The organism is Bacillus sp. 166amftsu (genome assembly GCF_900107445.1).
GTDB classification, from domain to species: Bacteria; Bacillota; Bacilli; order Bacillales; family Bacillaceae_G; genus Bacillus_A; species Bacillus_A arachidis.
Genome location: NZ_FNQA01000002.1, coordinates 282,453 through 304,281, shown reverse-complemented (window position 1 = coordinate 304,281; position 21,829 = coordinate 282,453). Strand labels below are relative to the sequence as shown.

Below are 21,829 nucleotides of genomic sequence, written 5' to 3'. Positions count from 1 at the left end.
TCAAAGGTAGAACAGTTGCATCATGAATTTGCCAAATTCCTTGTATCTGTTGTCCCATATGGAAGAATCTCATATATTTTTGCAGCAAGTGCCTTGGGAGATTCCCTTGCCCCTCTTTTAATCCAATCGTTAACAATATTATAGATACCGCCTGCTAAAAACAGGATTTGCATTCTGCTCATGCCATGATTGCGCGTAATATCCGCTTGAAAGACCTTTTCCATTGTGTAATTCAAATAATCAAGCATCATACTAGATATATTTGCATCAATTAACTTTCCTGACGGTTTCTGTGCAGACACAAATCCCTCTATGATATATTCAATAATTAGCTGCATACTTTCATATGGATCCAAACTATCAACCTCTTTCAAGAAATGTTGAACAATTTCATCCACAGATGCTTGTACGACGTCGTAAACGTTGCGGTAGTATTTGTAGAATGTGACTCTGGCAACTCCAGCCTTTTTGCAAATAGCTGTTACGGTTATATCTTGCAGTTTATGTTCATGCAACAGTGCGCTCAATGCCTCCATAATATATCTCTGAGAGTGTATACTGTCTTCTCTTGACTTCCTCAAAGCTAACACATCCCTTCATTCTGTTCGTTTTAAGTGCAAATCATCACATAGTGCTTGAAAGATGAAAATTCACTGTTATACTTACACATGTAAGCACAATTGTTAACGTAGTGATAACGCCATTGTATAAGAGGACATCATTGCTGTCAATGTGTACCATTTTCTTTGTTTCCTATTGGCAATTTGCGGTCATTCTGCAAGCTATAAATAGGGAGGGATATTCAGATACAATTTATAATTCGAATTCTAAAATCTTTTTATATGAATAATATGTGGTTTAGTGCTTGTGCGTTTCTAGATTACAACGTAAGAACAAAACAAATTTTCGACAAGAATAGGGTGAGATTCAATTGGCAAAATATCTGTATAAGTTAGGACATTGGGCAGTAAATCATAGGAAAAAGGTTGTATTCAGTGCACTCGCAATTCTGATTGCATTAGTGCTTTTTGCAGTCAACATGGGTTCCTCTTTCAAGGAGGAGCTGAGCATTCCGAATACACCAGCAGATAAAGCAGGAAAAGTAATTGAAAAAGAGTTTAAAGCGATGCAACCAGCAGGTGCCCAAGTAAAAGTGGTGTTTCAAGCACCAAAAAACGAAACCTTGGAGTCAGCGGAAGTACAACAGAAAATTGCAGAAGTTCTAGATGAGATTAAAAAAGATTCAGCTGTTGATTCTGTGGCAGCACCGATGCAACTGCAGAACCTCAGTGAAGATAAGACAATCGGATATGCAGTCGTTACGTACAAAGTGAAAGCGGAAAAGGTCACAGAAGCTTCTAAGAATAAGATTTTAGATAGTATTAAAACAACAAGGGATGCCGGCATTCAAACGGAGTTATCAGGAGGCGATATCAAGTTTTCCGACTCAGAGACTTCAGGTATGACTGAAATTGTCGGAGTACTTGTAGCCTTCGTAGTCCTGGCATTTACCTTTGTGTCTTTTCTGGCAGCTGGACTGCCGATTCTCACTGCGATAATCGGATTAGCGATTGGAATGCTAGGAATCATGATTGGGACCAATTATGTGGAAATCCAAACAGTTTCCTTATCATTAGCTGCCATGCTGGGACTCGCAGTAGGCATTGACTATGCGCTCTTCATTATCAATCGTTTTAGACAGCAGCTTGCACAAGGAGATTCTGTTCCAGAATCTGTTGCCATCGCAACTGGTACAGCGGGAAGTGCCGTAATTTTTGCAGGATTAACTGTTATTATTGGTCTTTTGGGATTGTCTGTTACAAAGATTCCATTCCTGATAGCGATGGGCGTATCTGCTGCCTTTACTGTGCTCGCAGCAGTGTTGGTGTCCCTCGTCATATTACCAGCCATATTGGGGCTTGTCGGCCATAAGATTGCCCCATCTAAACAAAATCGATTCTTGCAAAAGATGACTGGGGCAGGTAAGAACCATGCTGGCTCAAATAAATGGGGGGAATTTGTCATAAGACGTCCTCTGATTGTTACGATTTTCGCAATCGGACTACTTGCAGTGATTTCGATTCCGTTTTTCCATATGAACCTCGGCCTGCCTTCTGATGGAACAACAAAGTCCACAGAAACGACAGAAAGAAGAGCATATGATTTATTGACGCAAGCGTATGGGGAAGGATTTCATGCTTCTTTAATGGTAGTAGCAAAATCAGAAGAAGCAACAGCTGAAACGCAAAATGCTATGAACACCATCGCAAAAGAATTGGGTAACCTACCTGACGTGAAAAGTGTGACACCAGCTATCCCGGGGCCTTCTGGAAAGATTTATATGATTTCTATCACACCAAAAACTGGACCTGACGATACAAAGACGAAGGATTTGGTAAAAGCAATCAGGGACAAATCGAACCAAACCGAGAAAAAAAATGAAATTGAACTAATGGTAACGGGCACAGCAGCGATGAATATTGATATTGTGCAAAAGCTGAGTGACGCCTTGCCAGTTTTCGCTGCCCTTATTGTGGGACTTGCGTATGTACTCTTAGTTCTAGTGTTTAGATCTCTGCTCATTCCATTAAAAGCAGTATTAGGGTTTCTACTTTCTCTTGGCGCTACGTTGGGAGCCGTGGTATTTTTCGTGCAGGATGGACATTTCCAAAATATATTTGGGTTCCCGGCTGTCGGTCCGATTTTAGCCTTCTTGCCTGTCATTCTGATTGGCATCTTGTTCGGACTCGCCATGGACTATGAGGTGTTCCTAGTGAGCAAAATGCGGGAAGTATATACGCATACAGGTGATCCGAAGAGAGCTATTTTAGAAGGAATGCGGGAGAGCGGGAGAGTCGTAGTCGCAGCGGGATTAATTATGATGTCTGTATTTATTGGATTCATGTTGGCGCCTGATACCATCATTAAATCCATAGGCATGGCTCTTACATTCGGTGTTTTCTTTGACGCATTCATCGTGAGAATGACAATCGTACCTGCAGTCATGATTCTCATGGGTAAGTCAGCCTGGTACTTGCCAAAATGGCTGGATAAAATTTTGCCTAACATTGATGTTGAAGGAGAAAGCATTATACATCGCGTAGAAAACAAAAGTGAAAAAATATATAAACAGAACCGTTAAATTTAATTCATAGTTGTATTCATAAAAAAACCGCTTCCCTATAAAAGAGAAGCGGTTTTTTAGAGAAAGTATAGATTTTCCTCCGCTAATTATGTAAATATATAAAAGGACATTATTGCTGTCAATGTGTGCCATTTCCTTTGTCTCCCATTGGAAATTTACCGCCATTTTTCAAGTTATAAATAGGGAGGGATATTCAGATACAATTTATATTAAACATTTTAAAATTGCTTTTTTGTTATGGAGGAATATAAAAAAATGAAAAAGAAACAACAAAAACAATCAACCTCTTGGCGTCCTAGAGGTTTTATTCAATGGTTTCTGACAGTTCTTACAGTACTAGCATTAGCTTTTATTGGTAGTTTGGCATATTATATTTGGAATCCATCAGATTTTAATGTCACATTAAGAATTTCTAATATAATGAGTCTTTTGGCAATGCTTGCATTGCAAATGCCAATGTTTTTAGTAATTCTAACATTATTTATAATTGTGCTATTACTATTAGCTGTATGGAAAAAAGCTTTAATCGCTCGAGCATTGTTGATTCCTCAATTATTACTAGTATTATTTTTAATAATAGAGCCAATTACTCAGACGTTAAACTATGCTAAAAACGAGAATGTTTCCGTTTCGCTTAGTTCTCATTTTTTTGGTAAGACAGAGATAACATCAAAAGTCACACAGGACGTTGTATACGGTACAACCTCTGATGGTGTGGAATTAAAGCTTGATGTGTGGCCAGCTCATGGAGACTCAAAAAAATCACTTCACCCCGCTGTTATCATGTTACATGGAGGCGGCTGGGTTGAGGGTGATAAAGGTGGTTCACCTCATTGGTATCAAAGACTTAGTGAATTAGGATATACTGTTTTTGATGTACAATATCGTATGCCACCTCATGCGGGATGGAAAGATGAAGTAGGTGATGTAAAATCAGCAATAGGATGGGTAGTAGAACATGCGGATACTTACAAAATTGATCCTAAAAAAATAAATGTAATGGGGCAATCAGCAGGGGGGAATCTAGCTATGCTAGCCGCCTATAGTATGGGGGATGAACAGTTACCACCTTCTACTAGCGTTTCACCGGTACCTATTAACTCTGTGATTAATATATACGGTCCGTCTGATATGACAGAGTTTTACAAGAATAAACGAAGTCCTGACTACGCGGAAGATGTATTGAAAAAGTATATAAAGGGTACACCTGCACAATTCCCTGATCGTTACAAAATACTCTCTCCAATCAGTTACATTAATGAAAATACACCTCCTACTATTTCATTTTATGGAACAAGTGACCGAGTTGTCCCAGATGAACAAGGTGAAATTTTAGACAGGAAGCTGAGAGAAAATAGCGTTTCACATGAATTCTATCTTCTTCCAGGAGCTGATCACGTTTTTGATGTAAAATCAGGTAGCTTGAATACGCAATTTGCTTTTGAAAAAGTAAAAGCCTTTCTTCAAAAACACAATTAACAAATATAGGTAAAAATAATTTAAGAAGGTTTGTTTGCATCATTGTAAAATATAAAAATAAATGAAACACGCATTTTGAAAAAACTTAATCAAAATGCGTGTTTTTAGTATAAATCTAGTAATTTTATCAATGGTACAAATTGTACTTTTAAATTGTGGAAATTCAATGAATATCATATACACGTAAGGTGGTCATCTCCCTGTCAAGTAGACAATAATAAAGATACGGTTTAAAATCTTTTATTTTTGGAAGCATAAGTTTGCCGCAAACAAAAAGAACCATAAGCTTGCCGTTCCGGCAAACTTATGGTTCATATCACAGAAAAATTAGCGAAAAAAGATGTATCAATAGCATATGATCAGATTCTACGAGATAGTAGCATAGGACATACAGTATATGTAGGAATACTAGAAGGTGATGGAAATGAGCTATTCTCTGGAAAATACAAAAATAACTATAATGTTGCAATTTATATAAAAAAATTGTTGGAACACAACATGGAAACGGGTTCATTACCACATGATAATTTACATCTTAACTCTTATCGCTACTACGAAGTAGGAAGAGATACTTTTATGCCGATATTAAAAAAACAAAAAGACAAAATTGAAATTACAAGCATGGCTCTTTTCAAGCAAGACAAATATGTAGGGAAATTGGAACAAAAAGATTTTTTTATTTTTAGCGGATTACTTGAAAAACATAGATTAAATTCCAAAGAATTCAAAACCCATGGTGGTTATGTATTAATTAACAATATCCGTTCCATTCCTTCCTATCATGTTCAAATTAAAAATGGAAAACCATCTTTTTATATTCAAGTTAAAATGGATGCTCGTCTGCAAGATGTATCAAAAATGATAAATGTAGGAAGTAAAAACAATCTCGAGACAGTAACAAAGAGCATAGAAAAACAATTGAATGCAGAAAGTAAAAAACTAATAAAAAAAATACAAAATCTAAATGCAGATCCACTTGGTTTAGGCTCCAAATTCAAACAACAATATAAATTATTTAAGTTAAAAGAATGGGAAAAAATATATAAAACAGTACCAATAAAAGTGAAATACATTGTGAATATTGAACATTCAGGAGTTATTGAGTAAAACATTTGATACTTTGCTACAAGCGGGCACCCTATCAGTTACCATACCCCCACTTATCAGCAGTAAAAAAGCTAGCTTTTTATGATAATTGATATCAAATAAAGAAATTAGAAATAATTTCTCATTAATACTTTCATCCATACAGGGACTCAAGTATCTTTTCTTGAACTTTGGTATATAAAGGTTTAATATCTAATACTGGTGTCTTATTAATAGCATCTAATCCTTTTACAGTAATTACGTTATTATTAATTGATAATATCTCAACTGTGGAAATCCCAATAGGATTAGGACGATACTCTGTTCTTCATACAAAGCAAACCTTCTCAACTAAAGCTTCAATTCCTCTTGGTTTTCTAATCCAATATTGATTTTTTCTTCTTTAAATTGATCCATAAAAAAAGAGTACCGTGACATGCGAATATTCTTCTAATCCAATTAGACCTTCTTTATATTCTGGATTAATTATAGTAGTTGAAACAATTTCTTTCCTTTTTTCATATGCTCTTTCATCAACAATTGATGTGGTTCTATTACAAAGTTTCTTAACATCAAATGAGATGAGGAATTTGTCACTAACTATTATGCAACTATAAATAATTTTTGTAACGATTTTTGCTAATAAGAGCAACGTTTATTTAGAAGTTTCTCTTTTAATTGCTACATCAACGTGCTTCTTTTGATATAACACTTACAGCTATAAAAAAGACCCACTTATCCCATGAAATAAGTGGGTCTTTTCTAGAGAAACCGGAACTAATTTATATCCTTAACCTAGGATTGTCATATTAAAAGCTTCTGCAACTTTTACAAGGTGTTGAAGCTCTTCTGGAGAAGGCGTTTTTACTTCAGGAAGGTCTGCATCTTTAAACACAGGAGTACCTAATTCTTTTACAAATGCATCAAATTTTGCTGGGGTTGACGTAACAAGAAATTCTGCTTGCTCTGGACCTGATACTAACCTATGAGGAATACCTTTAGGTGCAAATACATAGTCTCCAGTTGATGCTTCAATAATCTCATCTCCTATATAGAAGGTGACCTGCCCTTTTAGGATATAAAATGATTCATCATCTTCATGGTGAATATGAAGTGGTGGTCCTAATTTTGGTGCTTCAGTAACATGTGCCAAGGAATATTCTCCGTTTGTTTGTTCTCCTGATACTATCACTGTTATTTTTTCAGCCAAAAAATGATAGGTTTTTTGTTCACTTTGGGTACAATGAAAAGCCTTTTTATTCTCATTTTCAATTATTGTCATTTTTCTATCTCCCTTTAAGGAAATTCAATACAAGCACAATTTCTACATAAATGGCTGAATTCCCTTTCATACCCTAAAAGGATTTTATTTTCTCTATTTCTACAAATTCAACGTGATAATTTTTAAATCAATTAATTCTATTTCTAATATCATGATCTTTTAAGGAAATACAAAAATTAATACATAGACATAGCTTCTAAATATCTATTTTCTGCTTCTTCCCAATTAATAAAGTTCCAAAAATCATTAATATATTTCAAGTTTTGTTTTTGTTTTACAAATAAGGAACTGACCCGCCACAATTTCAAACAAAGAACTGGATAAGTATCTTTCGAAATTGGACAATCATGTCCATATGTTTTTATTATTTTTAGGCTCCCCTTCTGTACAAGTAACCAACACCAAGCATCAGAAGCATTTAAATCTAATGCTATATTTGTAAATTCTTTTTTAAAAACCCCAAAATCATGATAAGTATCTCTAATAGCATTTTTTAATGTACCTATAGGTCCTCTACTATTAGGGGTTAATATTTTCCAAAACAAAGAATAATTAAAATGCATCCCACCATACTTCTTCACATCATGCCTTAAGTCTTGTGGCAAATATTTTAGCTTCATCATAAGTTCTGTCACACTATATTGTTGATAATTGATATATTTACTCAATGCCTTATTCAAATTCTCTACATACCATTTATGAATTTCAAAATAATTCAGTTGAAATTCTTTTAGAGATATAAAGGCGGCTAACTCATGGAAATCATATGAAAGTTCAGGAAGCCTGTGAATCATTTTTCTCCCTCTCCTTAACTGTTACACCTTTAATTTATTTTATCTGAACAATAATTCACTTACTAGATTATCTATTCTTATCCCCCTATCTAAACACACTCGTACTATGCAAAGGCTGTACACGTGATGACGGATCAATAAATGATTTTGCATTATTAACCGCAATAGGTGCTTCGCCGAGTCCAACCGCAATCAGTTTCACTTTACCTTCATAAGTACAAATATCACCTGCTGCATAAATTCCCTTTATATTTGTTTCCATTTTTGTATTTACAATTATAGAATTTTTGTCCATATTTAAATTCCAATTTTTAATTGGTCCCAGCGAAGATACATTTCCATAATTCACAATAACATGATTTACCTCAATCTCTTCTTCCATACCATTTTTATCTAAAATTATTACTTTATGAATGCTTTCTCTATCCCCTATCAGCTCTTTAATTGCGTAAGGTGTTTTTATCTTTACATTTGAGTTGAAAAGTGCATCAACACTACTTTCATGTGCTCTAAAATCTGAACGTCTGTGACAAAGTGTAACTTCTGTAGCAATATCCTTTAACATTAAAGACCAATCAACTGCTGAATCGCCCCCGCCACATACAAGAACTTTGGAATCTTTAAAATGATTTATATCTTTCACCTGATAGTATAAATTTTTACCTTCATACTCTTTTGCGTTATTAGTATTTAATTTTCTAGGTTCAAAAGCACCAATACCGGACGTTATAAGGATAGTTTTAGAGTAGTGAACCCCTTTATTTGTAATTAATACAAAATATCCCTCATCTTGTTTAATTTCTAAAACGGTCTCCTCTAAACATATTTCTGGAGAAGCATACTCTGCTTGACTAACTAAATTCTTAACTAAATCTTTAGCTAATACTTTAGGAAAACCGCCTACATCATAAATATATTTATCTGGATATAACTCACTCAGTTGTCCACCTAATTGATTTAAACTATCAATGATTTTCACTTTCATATTCCGCATGCCTGCATAAAATGTAGCAAATAAACCAGTGGGGCCACCACCAATAATTGTAATATCAAATACTTGTTTTTCCATAGATGTTACACCTCTTTTATAACTTATTTATCTATTTATCTTGCATTAACGGGCAGTAATACCCCCACCTTAATATTCAGCAGAAACAAAGAAGTTAGGCGGAAAATAAATTGCCCGTAAAATCCCGATTGGTGAGGGCTAATAGTCAGTGAGGGATGAAGAACTTCCCACTGATTAAAATTTCACTTTATTTAATCGCCTCATTATACTTTTCTGAAACAACATTCCAATTAATTACATTAAAGAAGTTTGATATACATTCAAGACGTCTATTATCGTTTCTTCATCAATAAATGATGTTAATCCATTAAATCCATACGGTAAAATAGGCAATACGTGTTTATTCATTGTTAATTCCTCTATTCAAGCATTAAATACCTGCTATAGCAGGTATTTAGGTAAGTGTATAGCTGAGATAGTAGGTATTACTTACCAATACTCATTTATTGAGCAACAGCCACAATAGATGCTGTAGCATCTATTATTGAAGTTACATGCTATTTTTAAAAATTTTATAAAGAATTTCATTCAAAAAAATCATCTCTTCCTCTGATAACCCTTGCGTAACCTTTTTTTCAGATTCTATACTGACTGAATATACTTCAGATTTAATGTCTATTCCTTTCTCTGTTACATAAACACGCAAAAATCGACGATCTTTTTTATCTTGCAAGCGCTGAATAAAACCTTTTTTCTCTAGATTGTATATCATGCGGCCAACGGTTGTTTCATCTCTATATGCCTTTTCCGCTATTTCTTTTTGTGTTATTCCATCTTTCTCCCAAAGAATCATCATAATTGTCCACTGATCTGGAGTAATATCAAAAGGAGCTAATATCTCCTTATAATAATTTTTCAATCCTAAATCTGTACGATGTATAGAAAATCCACAAAAGTCTTCTAAATAGTATCTCAATAATCACACCTCAACTATTTTTTATACTTAATATACCTATTGTACCATTCGTTTATACTACTTTAATATTTTGGAATGATTGATAATGATCCACGGAAACTGGTTCTTTTTATACATGGAGAGTAAAAGTGAGAATAAGATCACAACAATCATTCCTTGACTATATAATAATACTCACTTTCAACTTTTTCAACTTTTAAGTTTAAAAAGTTGAAAAATGATTCAATAAACAAATTGAAACCGTAGGACGTATCAATTCCTGCGGTATTTAGTACATACTTTTTAACTAAACACCTTATTTTGGATTCCGATACCCTTGAACAACCAATGTTTTAATTGACTCTAATAAGGCTACGATGGTTAAAATTTATATTCCAACAAATCTTCCCAGCCTTAATTTACGTATTTAAAACTTAATTTATAAAAGGCAAAGATGATAATGGAAATAAAGTAATTATAAAGTTCGTAACCCAATAATAGACTGGAGAAGAAACTCAGTTCAATGAAAGTGTACAGTGTCTTCTATAAAATAATTAGTTGAATTTGTATGATAAAAGGAATATACTTTGATCGAATCAAAGCATTTGCTTTTTTTTGACCACTTTTTATACTTAACAGTTTAAAAAGTAAAATGGACTTACTGTTGTATTTGATATAAAAAAGGTAGTTCGTGATCTAAAACAGTTGGTCAATGAAGATGCCATTCTGGAGTTCGAATCTTTATCCAACCATACTTTTACTAGGACTGATGAAGCTGAGGTGTAAACAACGAATGCTGGTTTCATCATCAATGCCAGCAGTGCGACATCCACAGATTATTTAGAATTAATTCGTCACATTTAGGAAACTATAAAGCTAAAGTATGAAGTTGAAATGGAGACAAAGGTTGAATTTATTGAACAAACTAGTGAATAGCTTTGCAAGGTAATGATGTATTAAAAAAAGATATCATATGGGAGGTAATAGAACATGGAATTAAAGATTAGTAAACAAGTTGTACATTGGTTTAAGGATGAGATTGGTGTAAAGGAAGGCGATGAGATAAGATTCTACGCTCAATTCTACGGATCTAGTCCTGTTCAGAATATGTATTCTCTTGCCTTTTCCAAAGATAACCCAATTGATAAAGTGGTTAGTACCGAAGTGGATGGAATTGAATTCTTTGTGGAAGAAAGCGATCTTTGGTTTTTCGACGGACATGATTTACATGTTGAGTATGATGAGCAGGAAGATTTCCTAGATTATAAGTACATTAAATCTAATTCCGGTGCAAAAAATACTCGATAAAAACATAGATTTTGAATTTCCTTTAAATTGTTAGCTTATGAAGCTAACAATTTATAAATGAATTCTTTTTGATTTTGGACAGACTTCTCCCTTGGGAGAGTCTGTCCTTTTTTGATCATATGCATAGCCTCTCCCCCGCAATAATTTATTTAGCAGTCCGTAAGACCTTAATCCAATAATTGGGCAAATTCGTTTTTTAATAACTGCTCCACGATATTGATTTGACCAAAAAAGAAGAGCATATCTCTTAAGAAAAGAGAATGCTCTTTTTACTTTTCCTCTTCTTGGAAACTTACTACTGCTTCAACTATCGACTTTAATACTGGATTTCTCTTTTCTCATTCTTGTTGAAACCATTCTTTTTGTTCTTCTTTTTCCATTAATGCAAGTAGTGAGTGAATAATAGCTTTTGTATTATCAAACTGAACCTCTTTCATCATATCCCCCTTGCTGTTCCCAGAATTAAAAATCACTTTCTCAAATCGGTGTTTGAGAAAGTGACTTATTTACGGAAAAAAGAGCGGAGAAAAAAAGATGAATTTGTAGTTGAGTTATACACTCGAATATAAACTAGAAAATCTTTAATAGCCACATTTCAATATTCATACTTTTTCATTTACCTCATAACAAAAAACAATGGTTATTTCATTTATAGCAGGTGGTGTTCATGTACCAGTATTAAAATTCAACTAAAAATTTACAAAAGGCATTCCCTTCAGTTTTGCAACAAATTCTATCTACCTTGTTTGTTTCTAGTACATTTTTAAACATTTGTGTTTCGCAGCTGCAAGCTGTTTTGAATTCATTCGCCACCGCTAGAATTGGACAGTTATACTCAACTAATTCATATGTGTTTTCGTCTATTTGAGATAGATTTGCCATATAACCTTTTTCGTTTTGAATTTTAACAAGTTCATTCATCTTTTCATGTGTAGATTTGTGAGCAGTTCTTAATGAATACTCCTTTGTTAGCCTTTGCTCTCGTTTCTTAAATAAATAATGGATCGATTCCTCTCCATGCAAATCTTTGATATCGTGAAGGAATTCAACACTGATTCCCTCATAATTTTTAGGGAATAATCTTTCACCTTTTTCTGTTAAAGAATAGACTTGTAAGGGTCTTCCCATGGACTGCTTGATTTCATCACTTTTAATCAAACCATCTTTTTCTAATATAGTAAGATGTTTCCTCACAGCCATATGTGTAATATCTAACCGGTCAGTTAAGTCATTGACTTTTAATGAAACTTCTTTTTTCAAAAAATCAAGTATCCTATCTTTAGTAGATTTTCTTGTAACATCCATAACACTAGCACCTCACTTTCAATTAAGTGCAAAACTGTATCAAGAATAAAAAGCAGAGCTTATACGTTATACACTATCAGTATTTCATATTTAATTAACTAATTATACTATATAGTATAAAATTCTAAAACTTTTTTGGCATTGAAGAATTTTGTATTAATTATATTAGAAAGAAATTACCAAAAAGAATCAAACAGATTAGAAATAAATTGCAGTTAGATAAATTTTGTTATATTCTTTAAAAGAACTATTTATACTTTTAGGTATAAAAAATATAAATAGTTCTTTGTATTTTAATGTGTCGAGAAAGGAAGGCAACCCATTTGAAAGAACGAATTGCAAAAACAAAAGCCGTTTTCAATATTCTAAGCAGTGATTCTACTGATGGAGATGGTGGATATGGTATTGGTACGATAGATTTAAATAACGTTACACCAATTATTATTGATCCAGAGGAAAACAAAATTTTTGTAGATATGGAAGCTTTACATGGCCGAAGTGTTGTGGAAAAAAAGGTAAGGTTTCGACCAGATAAGACTCATGCTGGAGATAAACCAAAACTATATTGGATTGTTTGGGTAAGTCTCAATTCTACAAAAGCTGGCCCATATTACTCAGGTTGTGCTGCATGTAAGGTATTAGTATCCAGAGAAGAACGACGTATTAAACTTGGATATAAGTCTATGCCAGAGCATGTTAATAACTTGGATAAAGCGTTAAAAGGTAAGTTTGTTTTATCACATATAGATGAAAAATCGAAAAATCTGCTAAGACATTTTTTAATAAATCATGATGAAGGTTTTTGGAATCGATCTATTACAGAATTGAAAAGCCAACTTACCGTTTGAATTCCCCTAATTTTGTAAACTAGTTTAGTCATTTTATGAAGTTAATTTTGTTTTTAATGAATAATTTAGATAAATGGAGTGAATCAAAATGGCATTTGTTATTACATCACCTTGTATTTCGGAAAAAGCAGCAGATTGTATTGATGTTTGTCCAGCAGATTGTATTGAATTAGGCAGTGATCAATACTTTATTAATCCGGCTTTATGTATTGATTGTGGAGCCTGTGAAACAGCTTGTCCAGTTGAGGCAATTTATCATGAGGATGAATTGCTGGACGAAGATCTAAATTTCCTTGAAAAGGCAAAAAAGTACTTTAGTGTTTAATCTCATTCCATTTGGTCCCTCTAGTATATGAAAACCGATTATGAATTTTGATATAGAGATGGTCCAACTCTGTTAGTGAAATGATGCTGACAGTAAGCAACTGATTATATGGAAACAGAAGTTAATATTGTTGGTGAAGATTAGCTATTTTTATATTTTTAGAAAGGTGTGTTTTAATATGGAAAACAGCACGAATGTCTCTCTTTTCAAAAAAGTCATGGGAAATTACCCCACTGGTGTAACAGTCGTAACAACAGTCGATGAACATCAAGTTCCTCTAGGACTTACAGTTAACTCATTTGCATCAGTATCAATAGATCCTATAATTATCTTATGGTCTATTGATAAAAGGGTTTCCTCTTATAAGTCTTTTATTAAAACTGATAAATTTGCAGTACATGTATTATCTAGTGATCAGGGTGATATCTGTAATTTATTTGCAAGTAAAGGAACTGACCGATTTAAAAATTGTGAATGGACTCTATCAGAACAAAATCTGCCAATTATTTCAGGAACTGCGGGAGTTTTGCAATGTAAAACCGCAAAGACAATTGAAGCAGGTGACCATACGATTTTAATTGGTGAAGTGATGGATATTCAATATGAAAATAAAGAACCTTTGTTATATCATCAAAGGAATATCGGGAAAATCCCTGAAGTTTTTTACAATAATAAGTAGCTTGTAAACTGTTCTACTGTCAATTTATCACATTGATTGGAATAAAAATAAGCAAGATTTATATTTATAGAGGAGGTTCAAAAAATAGGTATTGTATAGGAAGGATTTTAGGATTCTATAAATGACTGAAAATAACATTATGATGTTGAATTTTTAATTAAACAAAAAAAATTTAAAACATTTTATACTTATTGGTTGAAAAAGTATAAAAAGTGTTTTAAACTTATCATAGATTTTAAAAAATATAATTAGGTGGGATTTTAAATGTCTAAATATGAACTACCAGCTTTGTCATATACTTTCGATGCTCTTGAACCACATTTTGACGAACAGACAATGATGATTCATCATGATCGTCACCATGCTACATATGTGAATAATCTAAATGCTGCATTAGAAGGTCATGATGATCTTTCTACCAAAAGTGTTGAAGAATTAATTGCAAAACTAGATTCTGTTCCTGAAAATATCCGTACGGCTGTGCGTAATAATGGAGGTGGTCATGCTAATCATAGCTTATTCTGGGCAATCCTTTCTCCAAACGGTGGTGGTACTCCTACTGGTCTAGTAGCTGAGGCAATAAATAAAGCTTTTGGAAGCTATGATCAGTTTAAAGATCAGTTTACAAAAGCCGCAACTGGCCGCTTCGGTTCAGGTTGGGCTTGGCTAGTTGTTGACAATGGTCAACTTGCTATTACTAGCACTCCTAACCAAGATAGCCCTCTTATGGAAGGTAAAAAACCAATTCTTGGTCTTGATGTTTGGGAACATGCTTATTACCTAAAATACCAAAACAAACGTCCTGATTATATTTCTGCTTTCTTTAATCTCATTAACTGGGATGAAGTAAACAAATTATATAAAGCTACACAGGCTTAATTAAATTATTCTTTCAAGCTAGATAAGGAAAAAAGAGTTAAGCTTTCTTTCTTGCTAAAAAGATACCCTATAAAGTAGACATTTTTAAATAGTCTCTTATAGGGTATCTTTTTTCAAAACAAATCCTTTTCAATTGATTTAATTGAATGGCACAATTTTTTTCTTGTTCTGTTCGTTTAAAGCCTTGCGTAGCTTGCTGTTTTTTTCTTCAAGTTTCTGAACATCCTTTTGCCGTGATTCCATTTGAAGGATAAGTCGTTTATTTTCAGACTCTAACATTTCAAGACGTAACTTCAATTCAAAAGAATCCACTATTTGTTGTCGTAAACCGTCTAGGTGTGTTTCAAGTTCACGCTTTTCACCTTTAAGCCTTTCGTGTTTTTTTATGTTGAAGATATCTTTCTTTTCAATTTCTATAATTCGGTTTTCTATGTAAAGCTTTAAAGTGTTGGTATTTAAATTTATCTGACTCCTCGGAACCTTTGCTCCTGCTGAAACTGACGATATAGACAGCTTGCTAAATTGTTTTAATTGTTCGCTCAATCGTTTTTGATTCATACAGAAATCTTGTAGAAATTCTTCTATCTTAACTAACTGTTTTTGAACTGTTAAACTACCAATTCCCTCCAATTCGCCAATCCCAAACTTAATAGTGTTTTCATTTACACATTCTTCAATGTTAATGCAGATGTCCATTTTGAAATCTCCTTACCAATTTCATCTATATTGGAAATAATGCCTTCTAATTGTGGAAAAGAAGAGAGGAGAGATTCTTTCCCTTCATCTTTCAACTTAACAAGGACTAACTCATATTCAGGTAAAAGACGGTTCTGATAAAATTTATTTAAAGCAACATATTCATTTTCATAATCTCTTTGGTATTTTGAATCTTCTTGAACTAACTGTTTATTATGTTGAACTATTTTAGCTTTGTCTAAGAATCGTTTATAGGTAAAATCAAAGGATTCAATATTAGGAATAGTCGGGCTAAGGTAATACCATTTTTCAAAAGTCGCAAGACGGTATTGACGCTCACATAATATCCCCAGATGTTTTGTACAAACACCAACAATATTTTCTCGCAATGGATTATATTTTAAGGTGTTTATAATTTGATCGATATCCTTGAAAATGTTGAATTTTTTCTTTTTAAGAAATTTATTTATTTCCTCATATGCTTTTATTAGTTCTAGTTCCGATAGTTCATTTTTTATAAAATTCTTTTGACTATCAGAATCCAACTCTAACGAGTTTCCATCAGATGATGCCCGCCTATATAATGTTTCTTTTACAATTTCATCATCTCGAAAATAGTGTTTAGTCATTTCCTCATCAAGGTGATTCATGTGTTCCCGTATCCATTGTAAACTCACTTTGTCCTTTAAAATATTGGCAATCGCGACCCGAAATTGATGAGAATTCAAAGTAAAAAATTTTTCACCTATGCTGTTTGGAAATCTTCTTCTTTCTATGTAGCTCCTTAAATATAAGCCTACTTTCTGACAATGAACTTGGGTTCGTTCAAAATCCGTGAGACCATTGAATAATTCTTGATGTCTATAAAAAAAGAAATCAAACATATTTCCAAAGGCTGTATCACTATATTTTTTACCCTTCTTAGTAAGAAGTAAGTAATTGGTTTTTCCTTTTATTCTTCTTTCTTCCGATAATTCTTCAAGAGTTTGATAAGCTTTTATTGTATTAGGAAAAGCAATCGTTTTAGTCCAACGACCTTTTTTCTTACCAGTTGTTTTGTAAGTGAAAAATTCAAGAATATAGGCTTTTTCCTTTTTATTCAATATCCTAATATCTTGTAATTTGTTTACTTCTAATAACTGAAGTTCTCCTTTTCTCATTCCTGTATGGGATAAAATCACAATCAAGCAAGCCATCATTCTGTCCTCAATTGTAAGGCGATCATCATCCATATCCTTTAAGGCGGTCTGCACAACTTTCTTAAAAATTCTCATAGGAATATTTGGTGTTTTATTTGCAACTATTTCAGCCTTTATTTCTTCCCAGGGAATGCTACGAATAATATTTTGATATTGCGATAACTCTATATCATACCCTGCCATTTCGACCTCTTTAAGAAACTCTCCTATCGGAGACAGTTTATTTACCAAAGTGAACTTCGTTCTACCTTTTTTCTTAAAGCCTTCAATATACTCCTTAATAATTTCAGGTGTTAAATATCTTAAATCATACATATATTTTTCTTCCTCTAGAAACCGAATAAAGCTATTTATTTGTAAGCATTTCCGACTGACTGTAATGCCCCTATTACCTACAAAGAACATTTGTCTAAGGGCTACTTTTTTTGATAACACTCGGAAAATTTTTGACTTAATAGGTGAGAAATTTATTACCACATTTCTATGTTCCTCATCGGAAAAATCCCATTTGTTATCAGAAAATCTTATGTCTGTTGTAATAAAAAGAGGAGGCTCATCAATATAATCACCTTTTAGATAGTATTCTTCTCCTACTAACAAACTCGCATTATTGATGTTCCAATCAATCTCTTTTTTTACAGTAGGTGTGGTTATAGTCATACTTCTTCCTCCATAATGGCATACATTTCAGCAAGGTAGCTACCATATAGCTCAATTAATCCAGTATAAAAATTTCTTTCAGCAGCAGATGAAGAATTCTCTTTCTTGTTCGTGTATATCTTCATTCGTTGCTCAAAAATAGAATTTCGTTCTACTGTTGTTACGAACTTTTTACAGGTCAAGCATTTATAAAAGCTGTCCTCGTCTGTATCAATCTTTACACATGATTCACTTGCACAGTTACCAGCACCACTTTGAACAGGAGGGAGGTTTTCAACAGTTTCGCTAGCAACGATAAATCCTGGTAATTCATCATCCAAAATAGAAACCCCATAAAGTGCTTCTACATATCGTTTAGTGTTTTCCCTATTTCGATAATGCTTTGCAGCAACAGCTGCTGAGTTTCCTGTAATAACTCCAACCTCTAAAGTTGATACAAGACCATCCTCAACCATTTGCCAAGCCTTTTCAATATAAGTGTGTCTCAAATTATAAGGTGTATATTTGAATTTAATTTTCCCTTGTTCAAAAAGATTCCTGGATATTGTTGTGAATGCTTTATTAAATGAATGTATTGCTGCTATTATTTGTTGTTTATAACGATAGTGACTACAAAGAAAAATATATTTCTTTAAAGAGCTTTCTGCCATTTCATTTAATGATTGAGTTATTTTTATAGCTTTTTGTAATAATCTAATATGTTCCATCACAAGTACTTCTTTTATCTTTTTTCTGCCTGATGTCTTTGCGTAGTATTCAATAGTTCCAAATTTCCTACTATCATCAATTGAAAGAATACAATCTCTTTCTAGTGCGAAAATTTCACCCGGACGAAGTTTTGTTTCTATGGCCAACTGTAAAATAATTAACATTATTTCATTTTCATTATTAAATTTCCTCTCAAATTCCTTTTGTATTCCTTTGAAATCTTCAAGAGGAATTGGAGTTCCACCTTTATCATCCACATCAATTGTTACAAATTGTTCTATAGTAATATCAGGAATATTATATTGCTGTTGAATACGCTTCATAAAGCTTCTAATAGCCTTGATATTATGATTAATGGTAAAGCCTGTATATTTCTTATTCGACACGAGACCTGCATGGTAGAAAATTAGAAATCTACTTGAAAATGGCTTCAAATCAGTTGACAATGCATTATTTAATTGTAGAACTTGTAGCTCCTGTTGATAGTAAGTGTCAGCTTCGTTCAGAAAATCTACCATTATACAAAAATTACCAAACATATTGATATAAGACAAATCCGATTTCCAAATATAATCTTTTAAAACATTTCTAAACTCAATATTATGAACTAATTCAAAATTCATTAGAGAATTTTTGGAGTTTGCAACATGAGTACCATGCTTATTGGCATCTGCAACAACAAACCATTTATCCGATTTTGGGTAGGTTCCCAATGAATTAAGATTAACAATTTTATAATCCTTCTCTATACTGGTAAAGTAATGCTTATGAATAATAAGATCTCTATTGAATGAGAATGAATCGAATAACCTTAATCCATTTTCTCCCAAATGAATATCGTCAATATATCTGTAAAATTTGACTAAAAATTGACGGGAATATACATGCACAGGAACATGATTGGATTCCACGAACGAATTAAAATAAAGTAATTGTTGTTTAAACGTTTGTTCATTAAAGTCTTCGAATCTATTAACTTTTTGACCACCTAAACTTTTCTCAAACAAAGTAACCATCATTCTATTATCGACTTTATTTAGTTTCCTTTTTGATAAAAGATCAAGGAATGTTTTCATGGTATTTAGTAAAAATTGACTACGAGTTGGTAAATAAAAATTTGCAAGGTGTACACTACCATCATTATGAACATATTCCACTTGAATAATTTGTTCTGCACTAGAATCAATTGGAAAATTAGTACGAATACAGTTATTTATATAAGGAGTATAATTTTGTTTGTCCCCAACTCTTTTAAACTCTTCAGTTAAAAGAAGGTTACTATTCCTTGAAATAAAAGATTTAACTTGTGAATTAGTGATTGTATCAGAAGCAAGTGCATGTAGATAAAAACTTCTTGTCATTTGCCTAAAAGGTGAATGAAATCCTTTTCTTTTCCCAAGTGGTATTTCATGCATAATCCTACAGTAATTTCCCCAAGTAAGGTCCTCTTGTTTAAGAATGAACTTCCCCAAAATTTCTATAAAACGCTTTATAATCGCAACTTTTATATTTTCTTTTTTGTTTGATGGATGCATTATAAAAGGTCTTTCTAACAGGATGTTCTGCATTCCACTTGTTTGTAGCCATTCCCACAAAAGAATTTTTAGTATATTTTCAAATTGATATTTCTCTATATACACTGTAATAATCTTAATTTCTTTTTCATCATAAAAGTTGTTTGTGCTAATCATTATAATAGGACCTTTCTTTGTTTTTCATTAATAGTTCCACCTTATCATCGTCATCTGGATTATAGTATGCTTTACAGCTTTCTGGACTTTTATGACGAAGTGCTTTTTGAAGTTCGTATTCATGTGCACCCTGTTTTGCAAGTTTCATGGCAAAAGCGTGGCGAAATCTATGGCTTAAATTATTTTCTTTTTTGTTTTTATCCATTGAAATCCCAGCTTCATCGAAAATTTTCCGAAGAATATAATTCCATCCCGCTTGAGATAATGGGGTATAGTGTTGATGGTTTAAAAAAATATATTGATTCTCCTCATTCACAAGGAGGGTGGTTCCAACCCTATCCGCAATTGCCTTCCTATTTAAGTTTTCCCTTTTTTTAGAACTTCGACTTAATACGATGTCATCTCTCGATTCATCAATATAGTCTTGGATAAGTTCCGCCATATCTTCATAAATAAAAACTACTTGGTATCCAAGACCATTACCTTCGGTATTATAGCTGCGACTTTTATAATCATCTACGGTTTTAGGAACCAGTACTCCCTTAGCCCTCTGTGTAGGCTCGTCAGAGACTCTATTACGAATAATAAGCCTATAATAACTTCCACTATTGGTTGGCTCAACATCTTCAAAAGTAACCCCTAAAACCTCTCCTAAACGCAGTCCATAATCATACATCAAGTTGATAATAACCTTTTCACGCAAATCGTAATTTTCCTCAACGATTTCCATAATTTTTTTGTACTCGTTAGGTTTTATATATCTGGGGACAGATTTTGCTGGGGCACCTACATTTTTATTTGCCGTGTACCGTTCAGTTGTCTCTTTCTTTGCGTGTGCAAAAAAACCTTTACCAATTGATGCTCCTGTTTTTATAGTGTCAAATAACGTTGTGTTTGAGAAACCATACATATTAGATAAAAAATCCCTGTACACATTTAAATAGTGGTTAAATGTTTGATTATCTCGTCTAACTTGAAAGTCCAAACCCCATGTTTGACCTTCTTTTTTTCCCCCTTCCAAAAACAATCGAAGGTCTCTGATATCATCGTTTGTTAAATCTGTAGGATTATTAATATGTACCAGTTGCAAAAAAGAAAAGAAAACTTTTAAAGCAGAGAAAGCTTTTTCCCTTTTTTTATACTTTGCATCACCAATCTCTTTGTTTAAATATTTATTGGCATCCTCTATTAAATTCCCATTAATGTCAGTAACAATAAAATATATCAGTTTTCTTTCTGTTGATTTCTTTATAAAACCAATTGCTCCAAACCTCTGAATCAGATCATTATTGCTATCATAACGTTCATACACAGTTCCTAATGATGTTTGTTTTTCCCTAATAACACCCATATAGATTCCTCCTAAATTAAAGGTCCTCGAACTTTTTTTCTGCAGATACCGTTACGGGACTACATCCTCCTCTAAAAGCATTAATATTATTAACCCTATATATTTTAAATGCCCAGTACTCACCTTTAACCATTGTCTGGTTTAACACCCTACTATTATTATGTAGTTTAAACATGCTGAACAATTCTTCCACTTATCATAAGTATAAACTATATAAAAAAATTAACAATAATTCCCTTAATCTATGTACAAATCACTAGCTTTTCATAACCAATTAATACAACTCGATTCATCATATTGATACCACCTCACATTTTTTTCTTTATTGTAGAAAAAAATAGAAGTTAGGTAAAAAATGTAAAATGATATATTTCTAAAAGGAAAAACCCACTTTGAATCTAATAAAATAAAAAAAAGAAATTCTGCATGT

At 32.9% G+C, this 21,829-nt stretch carries 18 protein-coding genes and 2 pseudogenes; 8 read left to right on the top strand and 12 right to left on the bottom strand.

Annotation, left to right across the window (positions count from 1 at the left end):
* Positions 1–20: 20 nt before the first annotated feature.
* Positions 21–536 carry a TetR/AcrR family transcriptional regulator gene (locus tag BLV40_RS08290; protein WP_048371795.1) on the bottom strand — a complete coding sequence of 172 codons (516 nt, stop codon included), beginning with the start codon at positions 534–536 and terminating at the stop codon, positions 21–23.
* 395 nt (positions 537–931) lie between these two features.
* Between BLV40_RS08290 and BLV40_RS08285 the strand changes: the two genes are divergently transcribed.
* The 3 genes and pseudogenes from BLV40_RS08285 to BLV40_RS08275 form a co-directional block, all read left to right on the top strand.
* Entirely contained in the window at positions 932–3,142 is a 2,211-nt protein-coding gene (locus BLV40_RS08285; RefSeq protein ID WP_170833623.1) for an MMPL family transporter, read from the top strand.
* Between the two features lie 258 nt (positions 3,143–3,400).
* Positions 3,401–4,624 (top strand): alpha/beta hydrolase, encoded by a 1,224-nt coding sequence (locus BLV40_RS08280; protein WP_090688879.1) that lies wholly within the window; start codon positions 3,401–3,403, stop codon positions 4,622–4,624.
* A gap of 276 nt (positions 4,625–4,900) precedes the next feature.
* Positions 4,901–5,731, top strand: a pseudogene (locus BLV40_RS08275) (Ger(x)C family spore germination protein); the annotation flags it as partial.
* 133 nt (positions 5,732–5,864) lie between these two features.
* Here the strand turns inward: BLV40_RS08275 and BLV40_RS29125 are convergent.
* From BLV40_RS29125 to BLV40_RS08250, 5 genes are all read right to left on the bottom strand, one after another.
* Entirely contained in the window at positions 5,865–5,984 is a 120-nt protein-coding gene (locus BLV40_RS29125) for a TrmO family methyltransferase domain-containing protein (RefSeq protein WP_348519727.1), read from the bottom strand.
* Positions 5,985–6,500: 516 nt separating this feature from the next.
* Positions 6,501–6,992 (bottom strand): cupin domain-containing protein, encoded by a 492-nt coding sequence (locus BLV40_RS08265; protein ID WP_090688875.1) that lies wholly within the window; start codon positions 6,990–6,992, stop codon positions 6,501–6,503.
* Between the two features lie 176 nt (positions 6,993–7,168).
* Positions 7,169–7,786 carry a superoxide dismutase gene (locus BLV40_RS08260; RefSeq protein WP_090688873.1) on the bottom strand — a complete coding sequence of 206 codons (618 nt, stop codon included), beginning with the start codon at positions 7,784–7,786 and terminating at the stop codon, positions 7,169–7,171.
* A gap of 85 nt (positions 7,787–7,871) precedes the next feature.
* On the bottom strand, positions 7,872–8,855 hold the full coding sequence (locus tag BLV40_RS08255; RefSeq protein WP_090688870.1) for an NAD(P)/FAD-dependent oxidoreductase: 984 nt from the start codon (positions 8,853–8,855) through the stop codon (positions 7,872–7,874).
* A gap of 490 nt (positions 8,856–9,345) precedes the next feature.
* Positions 9,346–9,771, bottom strand: coding sequence for a MarR family winged helix-turn-helix transcriptional regulator (locus BLV40_RS08250; protein ID WP_090688867.1), 426 nt, complete (start codon positions 9,769–9,771; stop codon positions 9,346–9,348).
* A 969-nt stretch (positions 9,772–10,740) separates the two neighbouring features.
* Between BLV40_RS08250 and BLV40_RS08245 the strand changes: the two genes are divergently transcribed.
* The gene (locus BLV40_RS08245) at positions 10,741–11,058 is read left to right on the top strand and encodes a HesB/YadR/YfhF family protein (protein ID WP_090688866.1); all 318 of its coding nucleotides are present in this window, start codon (positions 10,741–10,743) and stop codon (positions 11,056–11,058) included.
* A gap of 35 nt (positions 11,059–11,093) precedes the next feature.
* On the opposite strand, the pseudogene BLV40_RS29120 reads toward BLV40_RS08245, so the two are convergent.
* A pseudogene (locus BLV40_RS29120) lies at positions 11,094–11,192 on the bottom strand (IS6 family transposase); the annotation flags it as partial.
* 544 nt (positions 11,193–11,736) lie between these two features.
* Positions 11,737–12,363: a helix-turn-helix transcriptional regulator gene (locus tag BLV40_RS08240; protein WP_090688864.1), complete on the bottom strand. Its 627-nt coding sequence runs from the start codon at positions 12,361–12,363 to the stop codon at positions 11,737–11,739.
* 296 nt (positions 12,364–12,659) lie between these two features.
* Between BLV40_RS08240 and BLV40_RS08235 the strand changes: the two genes are divergently transcribed.
* From BLV40_RS08235 to BLV40_RS08220, 4 genes are all read left to right on the top strand, one after another.
* On the top strand, positions 12,660–13,211 hold the full coding sequence (locus tag BLV40_RS08235) for a YwhD family protein (RefSeq protein WP_090688861.1): 552 nt from the start codon (positions 12,660–12,662) through the stop codon (positions 13,209–13,211).
* A gap of 88 nt (positions 13,212–13,299) precedes the next feature.
* Entirely contained in the window at positions 13,300–13,536 is a 237-nt protein-coding gene (locus tag BLV40_RS08230; protein WP_090688857.1) for an indolepyruvate ferredoxin oxidoreductase subunit alpha, read from the top strand.
* 178 nt (positions 13,537–13,714) lie between these two features.
* Positions 13,715–14,215 (top strand): flavin reductase family protein, encoded by a 501-nt coding sequence (locus tag BLV40_RS08225; RefSeq protein ID WP_244525352.1) that lies wholly within the window; start codon positions 13,715–13,717, stop codon positions 14,213–14,215.
* 264 nt (positions 14,216–14,479) lie between these two features.
* Positions 14,480–15,094, top strand: a complete 615-nt coding sequence (locus BLV40_RS08220) for a superoxide dismutase (RefSeq protein WP_090688854.1) — start codon at positions 14,480–14,482, stop codon at positions 15,092–15,094.
* A gap of 138 nt (positions 15,095–15,232) precedes the next feature.
* Here the strand turns inward: BLV40_RS08220 and BLV40_RS08215 are convergent, their stop codons facing one another.
* From BLV40_RS08215 to BLV40_RS08200, 4 genes are read right to left on the bottom strand one after another with little or no spacing between them, the layout of a single operon-like run.
* Positions 15,233–15,790: a hypothetical protein gene (locus BLV40_RS08215; protein WP_090688850.1), complete on the bottom strand. Its 558-nt coding sequence runs from the start codon at positions 15,788–15,790 to the stop codon at positions 15,233–15,235.
* Positions 15,757–17,649, bottom strand: coding sequence for a tyrosine-type recombinase/integrase (locus BLV40_RS08210; RefSeq protein ID WP_090688847.1), 1,893 nt, complete (start codon positions 17,647–17,649; stop codon positions 15,757–15,759). Before BLV40_RS08210 ends, BLV40_RS08215 begins: the two co-directional genes overlap by 34 nt.
* The gene (locus BLV40_RS08205) at positions 17,646–20,048 is read right to left on the bottom strand and encodes a site-specific integrase (protein WP_090688843.1); all 2,403 of its coding nucleotides are present in this window, start codon (positions 20,046–20,048) and stop codon (positions 17,646–17,648) included. Before BLV40_RS08205 ends, BLV40_RS08210 begins: the two co-directional genes overlap by 4 nt.
* Entirely contained in the window at positions 20,041–21,399 is a 1,359-nt protein-coding gene (locus tag BLV40_RS08200) for a tyrosine-type recombinase/integrase (RefSeq protein WP_090688840.1), read from the bottom strand. Before BLV40_RS08200 ends, BLV40_RS08205 begins: the two co-directional genes overlap by 8 nt.
* Positions 21,400–21,829: the final 430 nt, after the last annotated feature.

Bases quoted from the DNA above. Each gene is read 5' to 3' on its own strand.
- BLV40_RS08235 (WP_090688861.1), top strand. From the start codon at position 12,660: ATGTGTCGAGAAAGGAAGGCAACCCATTTGAAAGAACGAATTGCAAAA.
- BLV40_RS08225 (WP_244525352.1), top strand. From the start codon at position 13,715: ATGGAAAACAGCACGAATGTCTCTCTTTTCAAAAAAGTCATGGGAAAT.
- BLV40_RS08210 (WP_090688847.1), bottom strand. From the start codon at position 17,649: ATGACTATAACCACACCTACTGTAAAAAAAGAGATTGATTGGAACATC.
- BLV40_RS08290 (WP_048371795.1), bottom strand. From the start codon at position 536: ATGGAGGCATTGAGCGCACTGTTGCATGAACATAAACTGCAAGATATA.
- BLV40_RS08280 (WP_090688879.1), top strand. From the start codon at position 3,401: ATGAAAAAGAAACAACAAAAACAATCAACCTCTTGGCGTCCTAGAGGT.
- BLV40_RS08255 (WP_090688870.1), bottom strand. From the start codon at position 8,855: ATGGAAAAACAAGTATTTGATATTACAATTATTGGTGGTGGCCCCACT.
- BLV40_RS08215 (WP_090688850.1), bottom strand. From the start codon at position 15,790: ATGGACATCTGCATTAACATTGAAGAATGTGTAAATGAAAACACTATT.
- BLV40_RS08230 (WP_090688857.1), top strand. From the start codon at position 13,300: ATGGCATTTGTTATTACATCACCTTGTATTTCGGAAAAAGCAGCAGAT.
- BLV40_RS08260 (WP_090688873.1), bottom strand. From the start codon at position 7,786: ATGATTCACAGGCTTCCTGAACTTTCATATGATTTCCATGAGTTAGCC.
- BLV40_RS08245 (WP_090688866.1), top strand. From the start codon at position 10,741: ATGGAATTAAAGATTAGTAAACAAGTTGTACATTGGTTTAAGGATGAG.
- BLV40_RS08220 (WP_090688854.1), top strand. From the start codon at position 14,480: ATGTCTAAATATGAACTACCAGCTTTGTCATATACTTTCGATGCTCTT.
- BLV40_RS08200 (WP_090688840.1), bottom strand. From the start codon at position 21,399: ATGGGTGTTATTAGGGAAAAACAAACATCATTAGGAACTGTGTATGAA.
- BLV40_RS08240 (WP_090688864.1), bottom strand. From the start codon at position 12,363: ATGGATGTTACAAGAAAATCTACTAAAGATAGGATACTTGATTTTTTG.
- BLV40_RS08205 (WP_090688843.1), bottom strand. From the start codon at position 20,048: ATGATTAGCACAAACAACTTTTATGATGAAAAAGAAATTAAGATTATT.
- BLV40_RS08265 (WP_090688875.1), bottom strand. From the start codon at position 6,992: ATGACAATAATTGAAAATGAGAATAAAAAGGCTTTTCATTGTACCCAA.